Below are 20335 nucleotides of genomic sequence, written 5' to 3'. Positions count from 1 at the left end.
AAAGGGACCCGAGGGTCCCTTTTTTCATTCGCTGGCGGCCCGTCACGGGGCGTTCAAACGCATACTCATAAAAAAGGCCATCCGTTGGATGGCCTTTTTGTTTGAGTGTCGAACCTCAGATCCGCAGACCCGTCATCGCCTGACTCAGCTCGGTGGCGGTGGCCTTGAGGCCTGAGGTGCCGGCGACCGAGGCGCTGGCCGACTCTTCCACCCGACCGGCCTCGTTGCGCACCTGATCCAGGTTGCGGGTGATCTCCTCGGCGACCGAGCTCTGCTCCTCGCTGGAGGTGGCGATCTGGGTGCTCATCTCCAGCACTGCGTCGCTGTGGCTGCTCAGCTTGTCGATGTCCTGTCCCACCTCGGTGATGAGCGCCTGGCTGCTGGCGGCGCGGCCGACGGTCTTCTCCATGATGTCGTTGAGCGCCCCTGTGCCGGCCTGCAGCTCCTCGATCATCTGCTGGATCTCCACCGTGGCCTGCTGGGTGCGGCTGGCGAGGGTACGCACTTCATCGGCCACCACCGCAAAACCGCGACCCTGCTCGCCGGCCCGGGCGGCCTCGATGGCGGCATTGAGCGCCAGCAGGTTGGTCTGCTGGGAGATGGCGTTGATGACGCTGACCACCTCGTTGATGCGATTGGCGTTGTGGGTCAAGCGCTCGACGGCGCCCGAGGCATTGCCAATCTCATCGGCCAGGGTACGGATCGCCGTGATGGTGCGGGCCACCCGCTCAGCGCCGTTGGCGGCCTCCTCGCTGGACTGGCGGGTCTGCAGCAGGGTGTTGTTGGCGTTGCGGGCGACTTCCCTGATCGCGGCGGACATCTGCTCCATGGCGGCGGCCAGGGAATCCATGTGCTGGCGCTGGGCGCGGGCCAGGGTTTCCCCGTCGCTGGCGTGCTCGCGGAACTCGTCGGCGGCCATGGCCAGCGCCTCGGCGGACTCATCCACGAGACGCACTATCTTGTGCTGGCGATCGGTGAATCTGTCTATGCTGCCGGCCAGGATGGAGAACTCGTCCCGCACCGGGAAGAAGTTGAGGCGGAAGGTGAGATCCCCGTCGGCCACCGTCTGCAGCGCCTTGTTGGTGGAGTAGAGCGCCCCCGCCACGAAGGTCATCAGATAGTGGGTGATGAGGGCCAGCAGGGCGGCCAGCACGGCGATGATGGTGAGGGTCTTGCCTTGCCCGTCCCACGGGGAGTAGTGGCTGGCATCCAGGGTGCCGGTGACATAGCCGGCCTGACCCGCGCTCGCGCTGAAGCTGTAGTGATCTCCCTGCTGGCTCAGGCCGCCGCTGGCGGTCTGGCTCAGGGTAAGCTCGGCCGGCAGGTTGAGGGTCGGCTGCTGGCTCACCAGTTGCGCCGTGGTCTCGACCCGTTGCTGCAGCTGATCCAGCCGCAGCTGCATCTGCCGATCATGACCGTCGGCCAGCAGATACCAGGTGAGGAAGGCGATGAACAGCAGGGGGCACCAGAAGGTGATGAGAAATTTTTCGCTGATTGTGAGGTGAATGAGATAACGGTCAACCCACCGAAACTTTACTTCTTTCATAATGATATTGCGTCCTGCAAGGGAAGAGTGTCGCACTCATTATCGCCTTGGAGGGAAATTTCTTAAGGGAAAGGTGCCGAAAATGGGAGAGCAATCGTTTGTCGTCCGGGTCTGGGGCCAGGTGCAGGGCGTGGGATTTCGCTACTTCACCCGGGAGCGGGCTCTGCAGCTGGGGCTGCGGGGTCATGCCTACAATCTGGAGGATGGCTCGGTCGAGATCCTGATCGCCGGCCCCGAGGAGAGGGTGCAGATGATGCTGGGCTGGCTGGAGCACGGCCCCAGGACGGCGACTGTGACCCGAATGGAGTGTGCCAAGGCAGCGCCGCCCACGGGCAGCGGCTTTCATACCAACTAGCAGAAGGGAGGCAAGAGCATGGAGAGGATGCCACAGACGGCATGGCTGGAGCAGGCGCACAGGCTCATCGATCAGTATTGGGCGGCCACCCTGGCCCTGCGCCAGCGGGCGGATGTGGCCGAGGTGCACGCCTACCGGATCGCGGCCCGCCGGCTGCTGGCGCTGCTCGCCCTGTGGCGCCCCCTGATCCACCAACCCGGGCTGGAGCGGCGCCTGCACCGCGCGACCTGTCGACTCTCCGCCCTGCGGGATGCCCAGGTGTATGGGGAGCGCTTCGGCGGCAAGGCCGTCCCCATGCCGCCAGTCCGGGTGCCCATGTTGACGGTGCGCCTGGAGCGCTGGATCAGCCGCCTGGCCCAGGTGCCCACCGACTTCAATCCCTTGCCACTGTTTCAACTGCAGCTGGTGCTGCGGCTGGCCGACGGGCTGGCGGCGCCGCTGGATGCCGCCGCCAGCGAGCGGCGCCAGTTGCGCCATTGGCATCGGCTGCGGCTGATCCTCAAGCAGACCCGCTACGGGGTGGAGCTGCTGGTCGGGCAGGGGGTCGGCGATCCGGCCTGGCTGGCCATGCTGATCGAGTGGCAGGAGCGGCTCGGTCAGCTGCAAGACGGTCGGCAATGGCTCAGACGGCTGCGCCGCAAGCGGGTCAGCGACAAGCGCAAGCGTCAGCTGCATCGGCTGGAGGCGGCGATGCACTGCCAGTTGCAGCAGCTCGATTGCCAGCAGGCGGAGCTGGTCGGGCTCAGGATGGCGATGCTGCGCCCGGCCTGACGATGGATCCCGGCCCTGCCGCGGTGATGAGGAGCGAGAAAGGAAGAGATAAAAAAAGAGAGGCCAATGGCCTCTCTTCTTGATCGCAGCGTGTTGATTACAGCGTGCGGGTCGCGCTTACTTGACGCGCATGCCGGGCTGGGCGCCTTCCTGCGGCTCCAGGATCCAGAGATCCTTGCCGCCCGGGCCTGCGGCCAGCACCATGCCCTCGGACATGCCGAAGCGCATCTTGCGCGGCGCCAGGTTGGCCACCATCACGGTCAGCTTGCCTTCCAGATCTTCCGGGTTGTAGGCGGACTTGATGCCGGCGAACACCTGACGGGTCTCACCGCCGAGATCCAGCTGCAGCTTGAGCAGCTTGTCGGCCTCCGGCACGGCTTCGGCCTTCTTGATCAGCGCCACGCGCAGGTCCAGCTTGGCAAAGTCCTCGTAGGAGATGGTCGGGCTGATGGGGTCATCCGCCAGCGGACCGGCCACCTTGGGTGCCTGCTCCTTGGCCAGATCTTCCTTGGAGGCTTCGATCATGGCCTCGATCTTGGCGGGCTCGATGCGGGAGAACAGCGCCTTGAACGGGGCCAGCTGGTGGTTGGTCAGCGGCTTGGCGACTCCTTCCCAGCTGAGGGTCTCACCCAGGAAGGCTTCGGTGCGCTCGGCCAGCAGCGGCATGACGGGCTTCAAGTAAGCCATCAGCACCCGGAACAGGTTGATGCCGACGGAGCAGACGTCCTGCAGCTGCGCATCCGCGCCTTCCTGCTTGGCGATGACCCAGGGGGCCTTGTCGTCCACGTAGCGGTTGGCCTTGTCGGCCAGCGCCATGATCTCGCGAATGGCGCGGCTGAACTCGCGGGCCTCGTAGGCGTCGGCAATAGACGCGCTGGCGTTGGCAAACTCGGCGTAGAGCTCGGGTTCGCTGCAGCTGTCAGCCAGCTTGCCATCGAAACGCTTGGTGATGAAACCGGCGTTGCGGGAGGCCAGGTTGACCAGCTTGTTGACCACATCGGCATTGACGCGGGAGACGAAGTCTTCCAGGTTCAGATCCAGATCGTCGATGCGGCTGTTGAGCTTGGCGGCGTAGTAGTAACGCAGGCATTCCGGATCCAGGTGCTTGAGATAGGTGCTCGCCTTGATGAAGGTGCCCTTGGACTTGGACATCTTGGCACCGTTGACGGTCACATAACCGTGCACGTTGACCTTGGTCGGCTGGCGGAAACCAGCCCCTTCCAGCATGGCTGGCCAGAACAGGCAGTGGAAGTAGGCGATGTCCTTGCCGATGAAGTGATAGAGCTCGGCGGTGGAGTCTTTCTTCCAGTAGCTGTCGAAATCGATGTCGCCGCGCTTGTTGCACAGGTTCTTGAACGACGCCATGTAGCCGATGGGGGCATCCAGCCAGACGTAGAAGTACTTGCCAGGGGCGCCCGGGATCTCGAAGCCGAAGTAAGGGGCATCACGGGTGATGTCCCACTGCTGCAGGCCGCTCTCGAACCACTCCTGCATCTTGTTGGCCATCTCTTCCTGGATGGCGCCGGAGCCGCGCACCCAGCCGGCGAGCCAGGTTTCGAACTGGGGCAGGTCGAAGAAGAAGTGCTCTGAGTCCTTCATCACAGGCGTGGCGCCCGAGACGGCGGACTTGGGATCGATGAGCTCGGTCGGGCTGTAAGTGGCACCGCAAGCGTCGCAGTTGTCACCGTATTGCTCGGGGGACTTGCACTTGGGGCAGGTGCCCTTGACGAAGCGGTCCGGCAGGAACATGGACTTTTCCGGATCGAACAGCTGGGTGATGGTACGGCCCTTGATGAAGTCGCCCTCTTTCAGGCGCCCGTAGATCAGCCCCGCCAGCTCGCGGTTCTCGTCGCTGTGGGTGGAGTGATAGTTGTCAAAGCTGATGTTGAAGCCGGCGAAATCCGTCTGATGCTCTTCGGACACGGCCGCGATCATCGCTTCCGGGGTGATCCCGAGCTGCTGCGCCTTGAGCATGATGGGGGTGCCGTGCGCATCGTCGGCACAGACGAAATGCACCTGATGGCCACGCATTCGCTGATAACGAACCCAGATATCGGCCTGGATGTGTTCCAGCATGTGACCGAGATGGATGGAGCCATTGGCATAGGGGAGGGCGCAGGTTACCAGCATTGTACGAGGATCAGTTGCCATAATACGTTCTTTATGTGCCTGTTGGGATGATACAGTGCCGTGCATGTTACCCGAATTGGGGGCGGCCTGCCTAGGGTTGTGGCCTTGCCTGGCGCGGCAGAGGGCATCCCGGATCCGCAGTCAAGCCACTGATTTGTGTGCGGTAACCGTTCACCTCAGTGTAATGAACGATACGGACAATAATTCCAATCAAATTGCGGTATGTCGCTCGTCTCAGCATAACGACAACATAATGGGGAGTTAATGGTGATTGATTCAGTAAAACAGATCCTTGCCGAATTTAAGCCGGCAGGGTGGGGCAAAGATCTGGTGGCGGCCGGTTTCGTGCGTGCCATCGAGCATCATGAGCAGCGCCTGACCATCAAGCTGGTGCTGCCGTTTGCCGGGCGCTCCCTGTTTGCGCAGATTAAGCAAGACTTCGATTCCCGCCTGCGCATCGCAACGGGAACCGCCGCCATCGACTGGCACTGCGACATCGAGGTGGCGAGTATGCCCCGCGCCCAGCAGATGGCGGCGGTGCAGGGCATTCGCAACATCCTGGTGGTGGCCTCCGGCAAGGGCGGGGTGGGCAAGTCCACCACCGCCGTCAACCTGGCGCTGGCGCTGAGCAGGGAAGGGGCGCGGGTCGCCATCCTGGATGCGGACATCTATGGTCCCTCCATTCCGACCATGATGGGCACCCTCAAGGAGCGTCCCGGCAGCCGCGACGGCAAGACCATGGAGCCGGTGATGGCCTGTGGTCTCAAGAGCAACAGCATCGGTTACCTGGTGGCCGAGCAGGATGCCACCATCTGGCGCGGTCCCATGGCGAGCAAGGCGCTGGCGCAGATCCTGCACGAGACCCGCTGGGGCGAGGTAGATTACCTGGTGGTGGACATGCCGCCGGGCACAGGGGACATCCAGCTCACCCTGGCCCAGCAGGTACCCACCACGGCGGCGCTGATCATCACCACCCCGCAGGACGTGGCGCTGGCGGACGCACGCAAGGGCATCGCCATGTTCAACAAGGTGCATGTGCCGGTGCTCGGCATCATAGAGAACATGAGTTATCACGTCTGCAGCGCCTGCGGTCATCACGAGGCGCTGTTCGGGACCGGTGGCGGCCAGAAGATGGCAGAGCAGTATCAAGTGGCACTGCTTGGCCAGCTGCCGCTGCACATCGACATCCGTCAGCACATGGACAATGGGACTCCCACCGTGTTCGGTGCGCCGGAAGGGGAGTTGGCTGAGGCTTACCTCAAGCTGGCCCGCCGGGTCAGTGCCGAGCTCTATTTCAGCGGTAAACCGATTGCGACCCCGCTCTACACGGTGGCGCTGGACGAATAATCGGCTGTTGGCCGATTGCAATGGATTTAGGGTGGGCATGGCTCACCCTTTTTTATATAATGGATCGGTTTAAACAATCCCCAGTGCTCTTCTCCTTAGGTATTTTCAATGTCTGATACTCAACATTCGTGTGTGATCATCGGTATTGCTGGTGCATCCGCATCCGGCAAGAGTCTTATCGCTCAAACCATTTATGAAGAGCTGGTGGCCGAACTGGGCGCAGGTCAGATTGGTGTGATCACCGAAGATTGCTACTACCGTGATCAGACCCACCTGACCATGGAAGAGCGGGTCAAAACCAACTATGACCATCCGAATGCCCTGGATCATGATCTGCTGGTGCAGCATCTGAGCCAGCTGGTGCGCGGAGAAGCCGTCGATATTCCCCAGTACTCCTATACCGAACACACCCGCCTGGCGGAGGTGACCGCCTTTGCCCCCCGTCGGGTCATCATCCTGGAAGGGATACTGCTGCTGACCGATAGCCGGCTGCGGGAGCTGATGGATGCCTCCATCTTCATGGATACCCCGCTGGACATCTGCCTGTTGCGCCGCTTGGTGCGCGACGTGCAAGAGCGCGGCCGGACCATGGACTCGGTGCTCAAGCAGTATCAGAAGACGGTGCGCCCGATGTTCATGCAGTTCATCGACCCGTCCAAGCAGTACGCCGATGTGATAGTGCCCCGCGGCGGCAAGAATCGCATCGCCATCGACATGCTCAAGGCGCGCATTCGCCACATGTTGATCGGATAAGATGCTACAAGCCGGGCGATGCCCGGCTTTTTTAAATGAATCATTTAGCAGGAGAGTCGCCCAATGCGTCTTTGTGATACCGATATCGAACGCCATCTGGATGAAGGCAAGATCGTCATTGAGCCGAGGCCCGGTGTTGAGCGGATCAGTGGCGTCAGCGTCGATGTGCTGCTCGGCAACGAGTTCCGGGTGTTCCGCGATCACACCGCCCCCTATATCGACCTGAGCGGCCCGAGCAGCGAGATGGCCGATGCTATCGATCGGGTGATGAGCGACGAGATCCACATTGCGGACGGTGAGGCCTTCTATCTGCATCCGGGTCAGCTGGCCCTGGCGGTGACCTACGAATCCGTCACCCTGCCGGCCGATATCGTCGGCTGGCTGGATGGTCGCTCCTCCCTGGCCAGACTGGGGCTGATGGTGCACGTGACCGCGCACCGCATCGATCCGGGCTGGTCCGGTCGCATCGTGCTGGAGTTCTACAACGGCGGCAAGCTGCCGCTGGCGTTGCGCCCCAAGATGAAGATAGGCGCGCTCAACTTCGAGATGCTCTCAGGTGCCGCCGCCCGTCCTTACAACAAGCGGGAAAATGCCAAGTACAAGAGCCAGCAGGGGGCGGTGGCCAGTCGAATGAATCAGGACTGATTGAGCCTCGTATACTGCTAGCTTGTAGAGGGTACCCAGGTACCCTTTTTTCATTTTCTGGTCAGATGCCATGATGCTTGGCATCGAGGTCCTCGCCGTCGCCACAGGGCGAAACCGCAAAATCGGTTGCGGGGAAAGAGCGAAAAAACGGGTTCTCATAGATGAATTGGGGTTGATTGAAACCTATCCAGAAGGGAGAGGAGGGGTTTAATTAATCTCTGACAAGGCGCATTCCCACAGGCCCTAAGACATTTTCTGACGGAATGCCCTTTTTTTTTCTTACTGAAATATTTCAACAACGGGTATGGCGCATCGAGCCTTCTGGCATAATCCGCCGCAACTCATAAACAGGTTCGTTTTTATGTTTGAAATGTTTAGTGGTTTGGGTTTGTGGTGGTCAATCGGTTTGGTATTGGCCGTTTTTTTTGTGCTGGCTTATGAATTCATCAACGGCTTTCACGATACCGCCAACGCGGTAGCAACGGTTATCTATACCAAGGCGATGCCCGCTCATACGGCGGTAGTGGCTTCTGGTCTGTTCAACTTTGCCGGGGTCATGATGGGCGGATTGGGGGTGGCATACGCCATAGTCCATCTGTTGCCCATCGATCTGCTGCTCGGCATGGATTCCACTCAGGGTTTGATCATGGTGTTCTCCCTGCTGTTCTCTGCCATCGTCTGGAACCTGGGTACCTGGTTCTTCGGCATCCCGGCATCCAGCTCGCACACCTTGATCGGCTCCATTCTGGGGGTCGGTGGTGCCTATGCCTGGCTCAATCACCAACCTCTTACGCAGGGGATCAACGTCGGTAAAGCCATCGACATCATGCTCTCCCTGATCATCTCTCCCACCGTGGGTTTCATCATCGCCGCCTTGTTGCTGTTTGCCATGAAGCGCGTCTGGCAGGGCAGCAAGATCCATAAAACCCCGGAAGAGCGTCTGCTGGTGGACGGCAAGAAGCATCCACCGTTCTGGGCCCGTGTGACCTTGATTTGCTCCGCCATGGGCGTGAGCTTCGTGCATGGCTCCAACGATGGCCAGAAGGGCATAGGTCTGGTGATGCTGGTGCTGATCTGCATGGCACCTGCCTACTTCGCCCTGGACATGAGCAGCCGCTCCTACGAGCTGGATCGGACCCAGGACGCCAACCAGCGCATCCTGGAGATCTACCAGCGCAACCATGAGCAGGTGTCCCAGGTCGTGAACTTCAGCGTGCCGGCTCATGCCCAGCAAGAGCTGATGACACACTGCTCCGCCGGTGAGGCACTCGAGGCGATGGCCACGCTGGATAACCGTCTCGGTCAGGTGCGTACCTATGAAGAGATGGACTTGACCGACCGCCGCGAAGTGCGTCGTCTGCTGCTCTGCATCGACGACACCGCCCGCAAGGTCTCCAAGTTGCCGCTGCCGGCCAAGGAGCTGACCGATCTGGCCAAATGGCGCAAGGATCTGACCGCGACGGCCGAATATGCACCGACCTGGGTCATCGTCTCCATCGCCCTGGCGCTGGGTTGCGGTACCATGGTGGGCTGGCGCCGTATCGTCTACACGGTCGGTGAGAAGATTGGCTCTTCCGGCATGACTTACAGCCAGGGGATTGCCGCCCAGATCACGGCCGCGGCCTCCATCGGGGTAGCCAGCCTGACCGGCATGCCCGTATCCACCACCCATATCCTCTCCTCTGCGGTGGCGGGGACCATGGTGGCCAACAAGTCAGGGCTGCAGAGCCAGACCATCAAGACCATACTGCTGGCCTGGGTGCTGACCCTGCCGCTGACCATGTTGCTCTCCGGTGGCCTGTTCCTTATCAGCAACAGCCTGTTTGGCAACTGATAGCAGATAACCTGATTGAATGACGAAGGGCCTATGGGCCCTTTTTTCATGCCTGCTTATCAGCAATGGTGTGCGCTACTTAGTGATCGAATCAGACTATATGCCATCAAGCTGGATTTGTGATACACAGATAAACACCCCCGACCTTACCTCCATCAACACCCTCAGCAAAACCCTGCCACCAAGCCAAGGGATCACCTCCCAACGAGAGCTTGAAAGGGCAGGAGCACTCAGTGCTGGCTCCTCTTGCGCTATGGTGCTTGAGCGTTGAGATATGGTGATGATGGATGGATGGTCAGCCTCGTATCCTGATAAGACAGTGCTGTTGCCTGGAAGAGGCATCTCGGTTCAATGGGGCATATCGCGTGTCATCACTCGGCCAGAGAGACGAACGTTATGTGTCGGCACCTGTGGGCAGGCTAAATGAAAGAACAGGGAGTGAGGTATGGAGCCAAATTCTGTGGTGCTGCCTATGTGGGGAGAGGCAGTGTGCCGGATACCTCGCGGGAAGACGCGCGTGAGCAGGCCGCAGCGACCGTATGACCGGGGCAGATGTGCATCCCGATTGCAGGCAAGACACCATTCGGCAGTGACGCCAGAGCAGAGTAGCTCCAAGAAGAGAAAGACAGAAGATAGGGGATGCGGATCTACTGAGGGGGTATCTCGACAGCCAAGCAAAAAAAGAGCCACACAGGGTGTGGCTCTTTTTATCAGACTAGCGAACTAGCAGATCAGGGACGACCCGCCGGGCTGGTTGCCACGTTGACAGCAGCAGTGCTGCCAGCGTGACGGCCAGAGCTGGCGACTTCGTTGCGAACCAACGGTGCCTGTTCGACCGGCTGCTCAGACTCAGGCTGGGCAGGGGCCGCAGCCGGTGTCGCCATAGGCGCAGAGGCTTTGCGAGCTCGCGCCAGAACACCTGCACCCTGATCGACCGGTTTGGTCTGGGCAGCCACGGCGGCCTTGGCAACGGTCTCGACCTGAGCCGCGACTACTGGTGCGGGCTCAGCGACGGGGGCGGCTGCAACTTCCTCAACCGGCAATGCGGCTTCGGTGCTGACCACAGGTGCCACTTCCACGGCGACAGGAGCAGGAGCAACCTCGGCGATGGGGGCCTCAACCACAGGCGCCTCTTCGACGACCACGGCAGCAGCGACTTCGACTTCCGCCACAACCGGCTCGGCAACGGGGGTCACCTCTGCAACGGTTTCGGCGACCGCCTGGACTGCCTGGGCAACCACTGGCTCAACGACGGGCTCAACCACAGTCGCAGCGGCCTGTTCACGGGCTTCTTCCGCCACGGCTTCCGCGACCACGTGCTCGGTCAGGGCGGCAGAGGCTTGCAGCGCGGCGGCAACGGCTTCGGCGCTCGGGATGGTGATGACGGGTACCGCAGGCTCTTCCACTTTCACCTGAGCTGCATCCGCCTGAGCGGCCGCAGTCAGTTGAACGTCAGCCTGGGGATCATCATCACGCTGGCCACGTGCATCTTCGTTGATGCGCTTGCGACGCTGACCTTCGATCCGCTGGCTGCGCGGGGTACGACGAGAGCGGCGCTGACCGTCGGTCTGCTCCTCTTGCTCACCGGCCACAGCCAGCGTCTCGACGACGTCATCCGCCTGCTCGTCCACCGACAGGGCAGGGGTGTCGGCAGCAACGACATCGACACGAACCTGCTTGCGCAGTTGACGACGTTCGCGGCGCTCGGCCACCTTCTGCTCTTTCTCCTGCTGCGGCTCGTCATTGACGATGGCAGCATCAAGCTGAACGGCTTCTACCGCTTCAACGACGACTTCGGCACGAGGTTCACGCGGAGCACGGGGTTCGCGAGCCGGGCGCGGGGCGCGGGGTTCACGTTCCTGACGCGGCTCACGAGGTTCGCGATCCACACGCGGTTCGTTGCGTGCTTCGCCACGGGGCTCGCGCTCCTGACGGGGTTCACGATCCATGCGCTGTTCGCTGCGGGCTTCACCACGGACTTCACGTTCCTGGCGCGGCTCGCGCTCTTTGCGCGGACGACGGTTGCGGCTCTCGCCACCCTCGCGGTTGGCGGTACCTTCACGCTTCTCACCCGCTTCCGCAGTGTTGCGGTTGCTGCGGTTGTCGTCGCGACGGGGACGCTGACCACGGGCACGGTTCTCATCGCGCTGATGGCGGTGACCGTCATCCTTGCGATCTTCCCGTTGCACGGCCGGCTTCTCGGCAGGGGCTTTGACATCGGCAGGGGCGGCGTCGGAACCGAACAGACCGGAGATGGCCTTGCACAGTTTACCGAACAGACCCGTTTCGGCGGCAACCGGTGCCGGCGCGGCGACGGGCGCCGGCGCGACGGGCGCGGGTTGGGGAGCCTGCACGAAGCCTTGCAGCAACGGCTGCTCGCGCTCGATCACCTGAGCCTGCTTCGGCTGGTAGACCGGCTTGGCAATCTCGGTTTTCAGCTCGTAGCTGGCCGCTTCCGGGACTTCATTCTGACGAATGCGGGTCACTTCGTAGTGCGGGGTTTCCAGATGCTGGTTCGGAATGATGTACAGACGCACTTCATTACGCTGTTCCAGGCTGGCGATGGCGGTACGCTTCTCGTTGAGCAGATAGGCGGCGACATCGACCGGCACCTGAGCATGAACCTGCTCGGTGTTGTCCTTCATGGCCTCTTCTTCGATGAGACGCAGGATGGACAGGGCCAGTGATTCGTTGTCACGGATCACACCCTGACCCTGGCAGCGAGGGCAGATGTGGCTGCTGGACTCGTTGAGGGAGGGGCGCAGACGCTGACGGGACATCTCCAGCAGACCGAAACGGGAGATCCGTCCCAGCTGGATGCGGGCTCTGTCCTGGTGCACGGCTTCACGCAGACGGTTTTCCACTTCGCGTTGATGGCGAACCGGCGTCATGTCGATGAAGTCGATGACGATCAGGCCACCGAGATCGCGCAGACGCAATTGACGGGCAATTTCGTCGGCCGCTTCCAAGTTGGTCTGCAGCGCCGTCTCTTCGATATCGCCGCCCTTGGTGGCGCGGGAGGAGTTGATATCGATGGAGGTGAGCGCTTCGGTCGGATCGATGACGATGCTGCCGCCGGAGGGCAGACGCACTTCACGCTGGAAGGCCGACTCGATTTGGCTCTCGATCTGGAAGTGATTGAACAGAGCAACTTCGCCCTTGTACAGCTTCACGCGGTTGAGAAAATCGGGACGGACCAGCTCGATGTGAGACTTGGCACGCTCGAAGATGACAGGGTTGTCGATCAGGATCTCGCCGACATCGCGACGCAGGTAATCACGGATGGCGCGCACGATCACGTTGCTTTCCTGATGGATAAGCACCGGAGCGGAGCGGTTCTGTGACGCCTTGTGGATGGAATCCCAGTGGTTGAGCAGAACGTTCAAGTCCCATTCCAGCTCTTCCGGGGATTTACCCACACCGGCGGTGCGCACGATGAGGCCCATGCCGTCCGGCACGGTCAGGCCACTCAGGGCTTCTTTCAGTTCTGTCCTTTCATCACCCTCGATGCGACGGGAGATACCACCGGCACGGGGGTTGTTCGGCATCAGCACCAGGTAGCTGCCGGCCAGGCTGATAAAGGTAGTGAGGGCCGCACCCTTGGTGCCACGCTCTTCCTTATCAATCTGGACGATCACTTCCTGACCTTCGCGGATCACTTCTTTGATGTTGGGACGACCCTGATAGGAGTAACCGGAGGGGAAGTAATTGCGGGCGATTTCCTTTAATGGCAGGAAACCGTGGCGCTCGGCGCCATAGTCGACAAAAGCAGCTTCGAGACTGGGTTCTACGCGGGTGATTTTACCCTTGTAGATGTTCGCTTTCTTCTGCTCGTGTCCCGGACTTTCAATATCCAAATCGTAGAGCTGTTGTCCGTCAACCAGCGCTACGCGCAACTCCTCTTCCTGAGTCGCGTTGATTAGCATTCTTTTCATTGAGTTCTCATTATTTTGTCATTTTGATTCCTCCACAGGGTCCTGCCGGTGCCGGCCTCGGGTCTTCAGCATGCTTGGGCAACCTCCCGGTTGGGGCATGCATGAGGCGCAAACTAAGGGCACTCTGGTTCTGCCTTCTCGAGAAGGCGTGAATTAAGGATACCGATGTGGAGACAATTAAACCGGTTCTGTTTGCGTTCTCCATGCGTTGTACCTCGCACCCGGGAACCGTCATGTTCTTGTATACACGGTGTTTCGGGATTGGGTGGCATAATTTTTGGCCACTTAGTACAAGGCTTGAACACAATGACAAAACCTTGTTTATTATCCCATTTAAACCACTTTTATAGCAAGGTGCCATTTTTTAACAAAGCATGCAGCCAAGGGGCACCGGCAGTGTTAAAATCCGCGCCATGACACAGATACATCAACAAGTGCAGCTGCTCACCATCGAAGCTGAGCATGAAGGGCAGCGCATCGACAATTTTCTCAAGACTCAGTTAAAGGGCGTCCCCAAGAGCCTGATTTATCGCATCCTTCGAAAAGGAGAGGTGCGCGTCAACAAGAAACGCATCAAACCCGAATACAAACTCTGCCCAGGTGACGAGGTGCGGGTTCCGCCCGTGCGCGTTGCCGAGAAGAACGAATTGCCCTCTGCCAACCTCGGCAGCATCCAGCGTCTGGAGAGCCAGATCCTGTTTGAAGACGAGGCCATGATAGTGCTCAACAAGCCGTCCGGCATGGCCGTGCACGGTGGCAGCGGCCTGAGCTTCGGGGTCATCGAGGGGCTGCGAGCCCTGCGCCCGGAAGCTCGCTTCCTGGAGCTGGTGCACCGCCTCGACCGCGACACCTCAGGCGTACTGCTGGTTGCCAAGAAGCGCAGTGCCCTGCGCAGCCTGCACGAGCAGCTGCGGGTCAAGACTATGCGCAAGCAATACCTGGCGCTGGTGCGTGGCCAATGGCAGTCCCACGTCAAGGTGGTCAATGCGCCGCTGCGCAAGAACGATCTGCAATCCGGCGAGCGGGTGGTGCGAGTCAACAGTGACGGCAAGCCATCCGAAACCCGTTTCCGGATCGCCCGCCAATTTGCCGAGGCGACGCTAGTGGAATGCAGCCCCATCACCGGCCGCACCCACCAGATCCGGGTCCATACCCAGCATGCCGGCCATCCCATCGCCTGTGATGACAAGTATGGCGAAGCCGCCTTCGACGAGAAGATGCGCGCCCAGGGCTTGAAACGGCTGTTCTTGCACGCCTGGAAGCTGAGCTTCACCCATCCGGCCGATGGCCGCGAGATGCAGGCGGAGGCGCCGCTCGCTCCCGAGCTCGACAACTTCCTGAACAAGCTGGCGCGCTGATGAAGGCTATCCGGCTCGCCATCTTCGACTGGGACGGTACCCTGATGGATTCGGTGGGCCGGATCGTCGCCTGTGTGCAGGGGGCTGCACGGGATTGTGGCGAACCCGTGCCGACGGCGCAGGAGACGCATCAGATCATCGGGCTCAGCCTCGAGGTCGGCATGCCCCGACTGTTCAACCTGCCCCAGGGCGGCGAGCGGGCTCAGGCCCTGATCGCCCGTTATCGCCACCACTACCTGCATGATGACACACCGAGCCCGCTGTTTGCCGGGGCCAGCGACTTGTTGCATAACTGGCATGAGCAGGGTATTGCGTTGGCGGTGGCCACGGGCAAGTCCCGCCGTGGCCTGGACAGGGTACTGGGCGAGACGGGGCTGCGCCCCTTGTTTGCCGCCACCCGTGGCGCGGACGAGGCGAATTCCAAGCCCGATCCCCTGATGCTGGTGCAGATCCTGGATGAACTGGGGCTGGCCCCTCATCAGGCGCTGATGATAGGGGATTCCGTCCACGACATGGCGATGGCGGAGGCGTTGCAGATGCCGCGCCTCGGCGTGACCTGGGGCGTGCACGACAGGGCCCGGTTGGCCGAGCATCATCCCGTCGCCATCGTCGATACCATGGAGGCGCTGAGGCAACAGCTGAGTTGATCGGCCTGCTTATCTACTCATCGTAAAACGGGAGCCTTGGCTCCCGTTGTTGATCTCGGCGCATGCCGTGGCTTAGGGCAGGGCCAGACCATGCAGACCCAGCAGCTCGATCAGGCCGATGAGGGGGAGGCCGATCAGCGCATTGGGATCCCGCCCCTCCAGCCCCCTGAACAACACTATGCCCAGCCCCTCGCACTTGAAGCTGCCGGCGCAATCGAGCGGCAGCTCAGCCTCCACATAACGGCGGATCGCGGCCTCATCGAGGTAGCGAAAGTGCACGGTGAAGGGTTCGACCAGCTGCTCAACCTGACCGCTTGCGGCATCCAGCACGCACAAGCCGGTATAGAAGGTGACGCTCTTGCCCTGTGCCGCCATCAGCTGCGCCACCGCCTTCTCCACCGTACCCGGCTTGCCGAGAATGCGGCCGTCACACACGCACACCTGATCCGAGCCGATGATCAGCCCCTGCTTATGCTGGCTGGCAATGGCGCTCGCCTTGGCATGCGCCAGCCGGGCGACCAGCGTCTCGGCCGATTCCCCGAGCAGAGGAGTTTCATCGACGGCGGGGGAGGCGCATTGAAACGGCAGGCCGAGTTTTTCCAGCAGTGCCTTGCGATAGCGGGAAGTGGAGGCGAGGATCAGGGGAGTGCGCATATTCTGGTGATATCCATCTATAAATCAATTGGTTGATTCTACCGATGTGGGGCGAACAGCACAAATAGACTGGAAGGTCACAGCCAGGGGGGCCGGTGCTGACTGCCCACGCCGCGGCCATGCGGAGGCGTGGAGAGGTCGTCTCACAGACCACCGGAAAAACGGCTATAAGCATAGGGTAATGAGGCGGGAGAGACCGATGACTAGATGCGGAGTACTGGCCCTGATGCTGATCTCCCTGGCGAGCTGGGGGCAGGGGTGGCAACGCCAGCAGAGTGAGGCGGGGGTGATGCTCTGGACCCAGCCCCGTCCCCCGTCCCCCTTCCTGGCCCTGCGCCTGGAGATGAGAGTCATGGCGGATCCCGTTGCGCTGCTGGCCGTGCTGCGGGACACCGCGCGTCATCGGGAGTGGTTGCCCCAGAGTCGCGAGGTACGACTGCTGGCAAGGTCTGGCCCCGATGACGATCTGGTCTATACCCGACTGGAATCCCCCTGGCCGGTACAGGACAGAGAGCTTATCACCCGTTCTCATCTGAGCAGACGGGCCGACTGCGGGCTGGAACTCAAGGTGTGGGCCGAGCCGGATGCCTTGGCTGCGCGTCCTGGTCTGGTGCGGATCCGGGCCAGTGCCGGGCGCTGGGAAGCGTTGCCACAACAGGATGGCTCTACCCTGATCAGGCTGGAGACCTATACCAACCCAGGCGACAACCTGCCGGGCTGGCTGGTCAATCCGATGGCTGTCAAGGCGGCGCTAGCCAGCTTTCAGGCCATCCGGCGATTAATGGAGGCGCAACCCCGATCAAAGTCTCAAAAGAAGCTGCTTGGTGGCAGTAAACATTGTCCTGCCACTCCCTGAGGGGGAAAGGAAGGTGCGGTTGCGATCAGTCACCCATAACCAGCACGGGGCAGGTGGCGGGGCTGTCAGGAGTGCTCACGATCACGGACTCGATGCGATAGAGGCCGTCGTAATCTGCCGCGGCCCCCTCGCTGTCGGCGTTATCTTCGAAATGACCGGTAACCTCGACATAGATCGGCTGATGGTCGCCCAGTTTACTGACCTTGTCCCGCAAGGGTTGCAGCACGCTTTTCTCGCCCAGCACCCAGAACGCGTTGTCCGAGCCGCAGGGAATGAAGGATTCGACCTCGCGCTCCCAGTAATAGTGGCCGGTGGCCTTCTCTTCGGCGAATGCGGGTAGCAGTAAGCTGCCAACTGACAGCAACAGGGCGAACGACCAGGGGATCAGGCCTTTCATGGGCACACTCCAGATGATGTCCTTATAAGATCCACCCTTATCCTAAGACAGAGCATAAGACGCTGTAAGGGTGTTTTTTGACCAGTGCGTCAGGTTCAGTCGAGGGGGAGGGCCGCGCGGTCGTCCGCATCAGCCTGGATCTGCTCGCTCAGCATGCCCCTGCTAGTGCGTTGCCACTGGATCGTGCAGGATCCTGTGTGGGATCCCGAGGTTTGTGGCATAATCAGCCACCGATGAACACAAGTTCCTGTATTCAGGGGACCTGTGCGGTTAAAATCATCGGCGGTAAGGACTTTTTCCTTTGACTATCCCTTGTTGGACCTATAATATTCGCGCCCTATGCAAAAGGTGAAGTTGCCCGTTAAGGTTGATCCAGTCCGTAATGCCTTGAAGCTACTCGACTATGTCGGGATAGTGGAAAAGTCGCAGATGCCCAGATTGGAAGCGTCAACCGAAGGCTTGCGAAGTGATGTGGATGTCACTGTGCAATTTGGTAAAGATATCCAGCATTTGACCGTTATGAAAGGCACTGCCCATGCCAAGGTCAATCTGGTTTGCCAACGTTGTGGAGAGGCATTCGAACACCTTTGTGAAGCTGATTTTATCTACACTCCGCTGTTTGAAAAAACAAACGAGGAAGAACTGCCGGAAGCTTATGAGCCCATTGAGTTGGATGAAAACGGCGAGATAGATCTTCATCAAATCCTGGAGGATGAACTCATCCTCTCGTTGCCTCAGGTAGCAATGCATCCAATGGATGTTTGCCCGCGAGGGAACATGGAGATGACTTGGGGTGATATCGAACCTGCTGATGAGCGGCCGAATCCCTTTGCAGTTCTTGAAGAGCTCAAACGTAAGTGAATTTTTAGGAGTTAGCCTACCATGGCCGTACAACAGAACCGTAAAACCCGCGCCAAGCGTGGCATGCGTCGTTCCCACGATGCACTGACCGCAGCAGCACTGACTGTTGATCAGACCAGTGGTGAAATCCATCGTCGTCACCACGTGACTGCCGATGGTTTCTACCGCGGTAAAAAGGTAATCGCTTAAGGATTGCCTTTGTCTACGCAAACTGTCGCGCTAGACATAATGGGGGGAGATATTGGCCCCTCGGAAACAGTGCCTGCCGCCGTGCAGGCACTGTCTCTTCTGCCTCAGCTCAAACTTATTCTGGTCGGTGACCAACACCAGACCGCCTCCCTGTTACAGCAACATGGCTTGCTGACTCATCCCCGCGTTCGTATCGTGCATGCTTCACAGGTGGTGAGCATGGGCGAAAAACCGATCGTGGCGCTGCGTACCCTGAAAGACTCCTCCATGCGTGTGGTCCTGGATCTGGTCAAGGCCGGTGAGGCCGATGCCTGCGTCAGCGCCGGCAATACCGGCGCCCTGATGGCCATGGCCAAGTGTGTGCTCAAATCCCTGCCCGGTGTCGATCGGCCTGCGCTGATCAAGGCGCTGCCAACCCTGAGTGGCAAACGCACCGTGATGCTGGATCTGGGGGCGAACGTGAGCTGCGATGCCGACACCTTGCTGCAATTTGCGGTGATGGGGTCTGTGGTGGCGGAGCGGGTCGAGGGGATCGCCTCACCCCGGGTGGCGCTGCTCAACGTGGGGGAGGAGGAGATCAAAGGCAACGATCTGGTGCGCCACAGCGCCGAGCTGCTACGGCAGTGCAGCGCGCTCAATTTTGTCGGTTTCATCGAGGGAGACAGGATCTTCAGCGGTGAATGTGACGTCATCGTCTGCGATGGCTTCGTCGGCAACGTGGCGCTCAAGACGGCCGAGGGGGTGGTGCGAATGATGGCCCAACTGGCCGGATATCCCCGCAAGAAACGCAGTTTTCTTGGCCGGATCGCCGGATTTATGTTCAAACGGCGTTTTTCTTACCTGAACCCCGACCAGTATAATGGCGCAAGTCTGTTAGGATTGCGCGGCATTGTGGTAAAAAGCCATGGGCGGGCCGAACGGCGCGCTCTGTGTAATGCGATCCTGCTGGCCGCACAAGAGGCCAAGCATCAGCTTCCATTGCAAATAGCAGATCGCCTTGAATCTGTCTTTTCCGACAGGGACCTATAAGAACTCTATGCATAGCAAAATTCTGGGTACTGGCAGTTACCTGCCGAGCTCGGTGCGTACCAACGCCGATCTTGAACAGATGGTTGAGACCAGTGACGAATGGATCGTGGAACGTACCGGGATCCGTGAACGCCGCATCGCAGGGGCCGACGAGACCGTCGCCACCTTGTCTCATCAGGCTGCCTTGCGGGCACTGGACGCGGCGGGCCTGACGGCGGCCGATCTGGACATGATAGTGCTGGCCACCACCAGTGCCGAAAATGCCTTCCCTGCTGCCGCCTGTGAACTGCAGGGCCTGCTCGGGGTGCCGGGGATCCCGGCCTTTGATGTGGCCGCCGCCTGCGCCGGTTTCACTTACGCCCTCGCCATCGCCGATCAGTTCGTCAAATCCGGTGCGGCCCGCCATGTGCTGGTCGTGGGGGCCGATGTGCTCTCCCGTATGTGCGATCCGAAAGATCGCGGCACCATCATCCTGTTCGGGGATGGGGCAGGGGCCGTGATCGTGGGCGCCAGCGAGACGCCGGGGATCCTGTCGACCCACTTGCACGCCGACGGCCGTTATGGCGAGCTGCTGAAGCTGCCGCAGCCCCGTCGCGGCATGCCGGGCGCCGAGCTCGAAGCCTACATGTATATGAAGGGCAACGACGTGTTCAAGGTGGCGGTTACCCGTCTGAGCGAGATCGTGACCGAGACCCTGGCCGCTGCCGGCATCGATCCGAGCGAGCTCGACTGGCTGGTGCCACATCAGGCCAATTTCCGCATCATCAACGCCACCGCCAGGAAGCTTGGCATGGGGTTGGACAAGGTGATCCTGACCCTGGATCGCCATGGCAACACCTCCGCCGCCTCCGTACCCATCGCCTTCGATGAAGGGGTACGGGATGGCCGTATCAAACCGGGTCAGCTGGTGCTGCTGGAAGCCTTCGGCGGTGGTTTTGCCTGGGGTTCGGCGCTGGTGCGTCTCTGATACCACGCGGCGCCCGGATGTCGGGTGCCCGCATAGCGATTTCGTCTTACCTTAAAGGAAT

General features: G+C 60.6%; 18 protein-coding genes. 13 read left to right on the top strand and 5 right to left on the bottom strand.

Features of this window, described 5'->3' with window-relative positions:
* Positions 1-115 precede the first annotated feature (115 nt).
* On the bottom strand, positions 116-1546 hold the full coding sequence (locus KW821_RS10700; RefSeq protein WP_218291431.1) for a methyl-accepting chemotaxis protein: 1431 nt from the start codon (positions 1544-1546) through the stop codon (positions 116-118).
* Between the two features lie 82 nt (positions 1547-1628).
* Between KW821_RS10700 and KW821_RS10695 the strand changes: the two genes are divergently transcribed.
* Positions 1629-1901 (top strand): acylphosphatase, encoded by a 273-nt coding sequence (locus KW821_RS10695; RefSeq protein WP_218291430.1) that lies wholly within the window; start codon positions 1629-1631, stop codon positions 1899-1901.
* A gap of 27 nt (positions 1902-1928) precedes the next feature.
* Positions 1929-2672: a CHAD domain-containing protein gene (locus KW821_RS10690; protein WP_218291429.1), complete on the top strand. Its 744-nt coding sequence runs from the start codon at positions 1929-1931 to the stop codon at positions 2670-2672.
* A gap of 117 nt (positions 2673-2789) precedes the next feature.
* On the opposite strand, the gene metG is transcribed toward KW821_RS10690, so the two are convergent.
* A complete protein-coding gene (gene metG / locus KW821_RS10685) occupies positions 2790-4823 on the bottom strand; it encodes a methionine--tRNA ligase (RefSeq protein WP_218291428.1) in 2034 nt (677 codons plus the stop codon).
* 243 nt (positions 4824-5066) lie between these two features.
* Here metG and apbC point away from each other — a divergent pair, with 243 nt between their 5' ends.
* The 4 genes from apbC (at position 5067) to KW821_RS10665 (ending at position 9381) form a co-directional block, all read left to right on the top strand.
* A complete protein-coding gene (gene apbC / locus KW821_RS10680; RefSeq protein WP_218291427.1) occupies positions 5067-6149 on the top strand; it encodes an iron-sulfur cluster carrier protein ApbC in 1083 nt (360 codons plus the stop codon).
* A gap of 108 nt (positions 6150-6257) precedes the next feature.
* Positions 6258-6902, top strand: coding sequence for a uridine kinase (gene udk / locus KW821_RS10675; protein ID WP_042654777.1), 645 nt, complete (start codon positions 6258-6260; stop codon positions 6900-6902).
* Positions 6903-6965: 63 nt separating this feature from the next.
* Positions 6966-7547, top strand: coding sequence for a dCTP deaminase (gene dcd / locus KW821_RS10670; RefSeq protein ID WP_043134827.1), 582 nt, complete (start codon positions 6966-6968; stop codon positions 7545-7547).
* Between the two features lie 361 nt (positions 7548-7908).
* The gene (locus KW821_RS10665) at positions 7909-9381 is read left to right on the top strand and encodes an inorganic phosphate transporter (RefSeq protein ID WP_042654775.1); all 1473 of its coding nucleotides are present in this window, start codon (positions 7909-7911) and stop codon (positions 9379-9381) included.
* Positions 9382-10112: 731 nt separating this feature from the next.
* Here the strand turns inward: KW821_RS10665 and rne are convergent.
* The gene (gene rne / locus KW821_RS10660) at positions 10113-13316 is read right to left on the bottom strand and encodes a ribonuclease E (protein WP_218291426.1); all 3204 of its coding nucleotides are present in this window, start codon (positions 13314-13316) and stop codon (positions 10113-10115) included.
* Positions 13317-13729: 413 nt separating this feature from the next.
* Between rne and rluC the strand changes: the two genes are divergently transcribed.
* Entirely contained in the window at positions 13730-14674 is a 945-nt protein-coding gene (rluC, locus tag KW821_RS10655; RefSeq protein WP_218291425.1) for a 23S rRNA pseudouridine(955/2504/2580) synthase RluC, read from the top strand.
* Complete coding sequence (locus KW821_RS10650) at positions 14674-15321, top strand: HAD family hydrolase (protein WP_218291424.1); 648 nt, start codon at positions 14674-14676, stop codon at positions 15319-15321. Before rluC ends, KW821_RS10650 begins: the two co-directional genes overlap by 1 nt.
* Before the next feature lie 72 nt (positions 15322-15393).
* Here KW821_RS10650 and KW821_RS10645 read toward each other — a convergent pair whose 3' ends face one another.
* A complete protein-coding gene (locus KW821_RS10645) occupies positions 15394-15975 on the bottom strand; it encodes a nucleoside triphosphate pyrophosphatase (RefSeq protein ID WP_218291423.1) in 582 nt (193 codons plus the stop codon).
* 199 nt (positions 15976-16174) lie between these two features.
* Here KW821_RS10645 and KW821_RS10640 point away from each other — a divergent pair, with 199 nt between their 5' ends.
* Positions 16175-16831 (top strand): START domain-containing protein, encoded by a 657-nt coding sequence (locus tag KW821_RS10640; protein ID WP_218291422.1) that lies wholly within the window; start codon positions 16175-16177, stop codon positions 16829-16831.
* Positions 16832-16856: 25 nt separating this feature from the next.
* Here KW821_RS10640 and KW821_RS10635 read toward each other — a convergent pair whose 3' ends face one another.
* Complete coding sequence (locus KW821_RS10635) at positions 16857-17228, bottom strand: hypothetical protein (RefSeq protein WP_218291421.1); 372 nt, start codon at positions 17226-17228, stop codon at positions 16857-16859.
* A gap of 339 nt (positions 17229-17567) precedes the next feature.
* On the opposite strand from KW821_RS10635, the gene yceD reads away from it, so the two are divergent.
* Genes yceD through KW821_RS10615 form a run of 4 tightly spaced genes read left to right on the top strand, consistent with a single transcriptional unit; the run spans position 17568 to position 20274 of the window.
* Complete coding sequence (gene yceD, locus KW821_RS10630) at positions 17568-18089, top strand: 23S rRNA accumulation protein YceD (RefSeq protein ID WP_084228411.1); 522 nt, start codon at positions 17568-17570, stop codon at positions 18087-18089.
* A gap of 21 nt (positions 18090-18110) precedes the next feature.
* Positions 18111-18278, top strand: a complete 168-nt coding sequence (gene rpmF, locus KW821_RS10625) for a 50S ribosomal protein L32 (protein WP_081966227.1) — start codon at positions 18111-18113, stop codon at positions 18276-18278.
* A 9-nt stretch (positions 18279-18287) separates the two neighbouring features.
* Positions 18288-19307, top strand: coding sequence for a phosphate acyltransferase PlsX (gene plsX, locus KW821_RS10620; protein WP_218291487.1), 1020 nt, complete (start codon positions 18288-18290; stop codon positions 19305-19307).
* Positions 19308-19314: 7 nt separating this feature from the next.
* Positions 19315-20274, top strand: coding sequence for a beta-ketoacyl-ACP synthase III (locus tag KW821_RS10615; RefSeq protein WP_218291420.1), 960 nt, complete (start codon positions 19315-19317; stop codon positions 20272-20274).
* Positions 20275-20335 lie beyond the last annotated feature (61 nt).

Source organism: Aeromonas sp. sif2416 (assembly GCF_019218665.1).
Classification (GTDB): domain Bacteria; phylum Pseudomonadota; class Gammaproteobacteria; order Enterobacterales; family Aeromonadaceae; genus Aeromonas; species Aeromonas encheleia.
Note: the sequence above shows the minus strand (reverse complement) of the source record. Positions and strands in the feature narration are given on the sequence as shown.

Bases quoted from the DNA above. Each gene is read 5' to 3' on its own strand.
- KW821_RS10700 (WP_218291431.1), bottom strand. From the start codon at position 1,546: ATGAAAGAAGTAAAGTTTCGGTGGGTTGACCGTTATCTCATTCACCTC.
- KW821_RS10695 (WP_218291430.1), top strand. From the start codon at position 1,629: ATGGGAGAGCAATCGTTTGTCGTCCGGGTCTGGGGCCAGGTGCAGGGC.
- KW821_RS10690 (WP_218291429.1), top strand. From the start codon at position 1,929: ATGCCACAGACGGCATGGCTGGAGCAGGCGCACAGGCTCATCGATCAG.
- metG (WP_218291428.1), bottom strand. From the start codon at position 4,823: ATGGCAACTGATCCTCGTACAATGCTGGTAACCTGCGCCCTCCCCTAT.
- apbC (WP_218291427.1), top strand. From the start codon at position 5,067: ATGGTGATTGATTCAGTAAAACAGATCCTTGCCGAATTTAAGCCGGCA.
- udk (WP_042654777.1), top strand. From the start codon at position 6,258: ATGTCTGATACTCAACATTCGTGTGTGATCATCGGTATTGCTGGTGCA.
- dcd (WP_043134827.1), top strand. From the start codon at position 6,966: ATGCGTCTTTGTGATACCGATATCGAACGCCATCTGGATGAAGGCAAG.
- KW821_RS10665 (WP_042654775.1), top strand. From the start codon at position 7,909: ATGTTTGAAATGTTTAGTGGTTTGGGTTTGTGGTGGTCAATCGGTTTG.
- rne (WP_218291426.1), bottom strand. From the start codon at position 13,316: ATGAAAAGAATGCTAATCAACGCGACTCAGGAAGAGGAGTTGCGCGTA.
- rluC (WP_218291425.1), top strand. From the start codon at position 13,730: ATGACACAGATACATCAACAAGTGCAGCTGCTCACCATCGAAGCTGAG.
- KW821_RS10650 (WP_218291424.1), top strand. From the start codon at position 14,674: ATGAAGGCTATCCGGCTCGCCATCTTCGACTGGGACGGTACCCTGATG.
- KW821_RS10645 (WP_218291423.1), bottom strand. From the start codon at position 15,975: ATGCGCACTCCCCTGATCCTCGCCTCCACTTCCCGCTATCGCAAGGCA.
- KW821_RS10640 (WP_218291422.1), top strand. From the start codon at position 16,175: ATGACTAGATGCGGAGTACTGGCCCTGATGCTGATCTCCCTGGCGAGC.
- KW821_RS10635 (WP_218291421.1), bottom strand. From the start codon at position 17,228: ATGAAAGGCCTGATCCCCTGGTCGTTCGCCCTGTTGCTGTCAGTTGGC.
- yceD (WP_084228411.1), top strand. From the start codon at position 17,568: ATGCAAAAGGTGAAGTTGCCCGTTAAGGTTGATCCAGTCCGTAATGCC.
- rpmF (WP_081966227.1), top strand. From the start codon at position 18,111: ATGGCCGTACAACAGAACCGTAAAACCCGCGCCAAGCGTGGCATGCGT.
- KW821_RS10615 (WP_218291420.1), top strand. From the start codon at position 19,315: ATGCATAGCAAAATTCTGGGTACTGGCAGTTACCTGCCGAGCTCGGTG.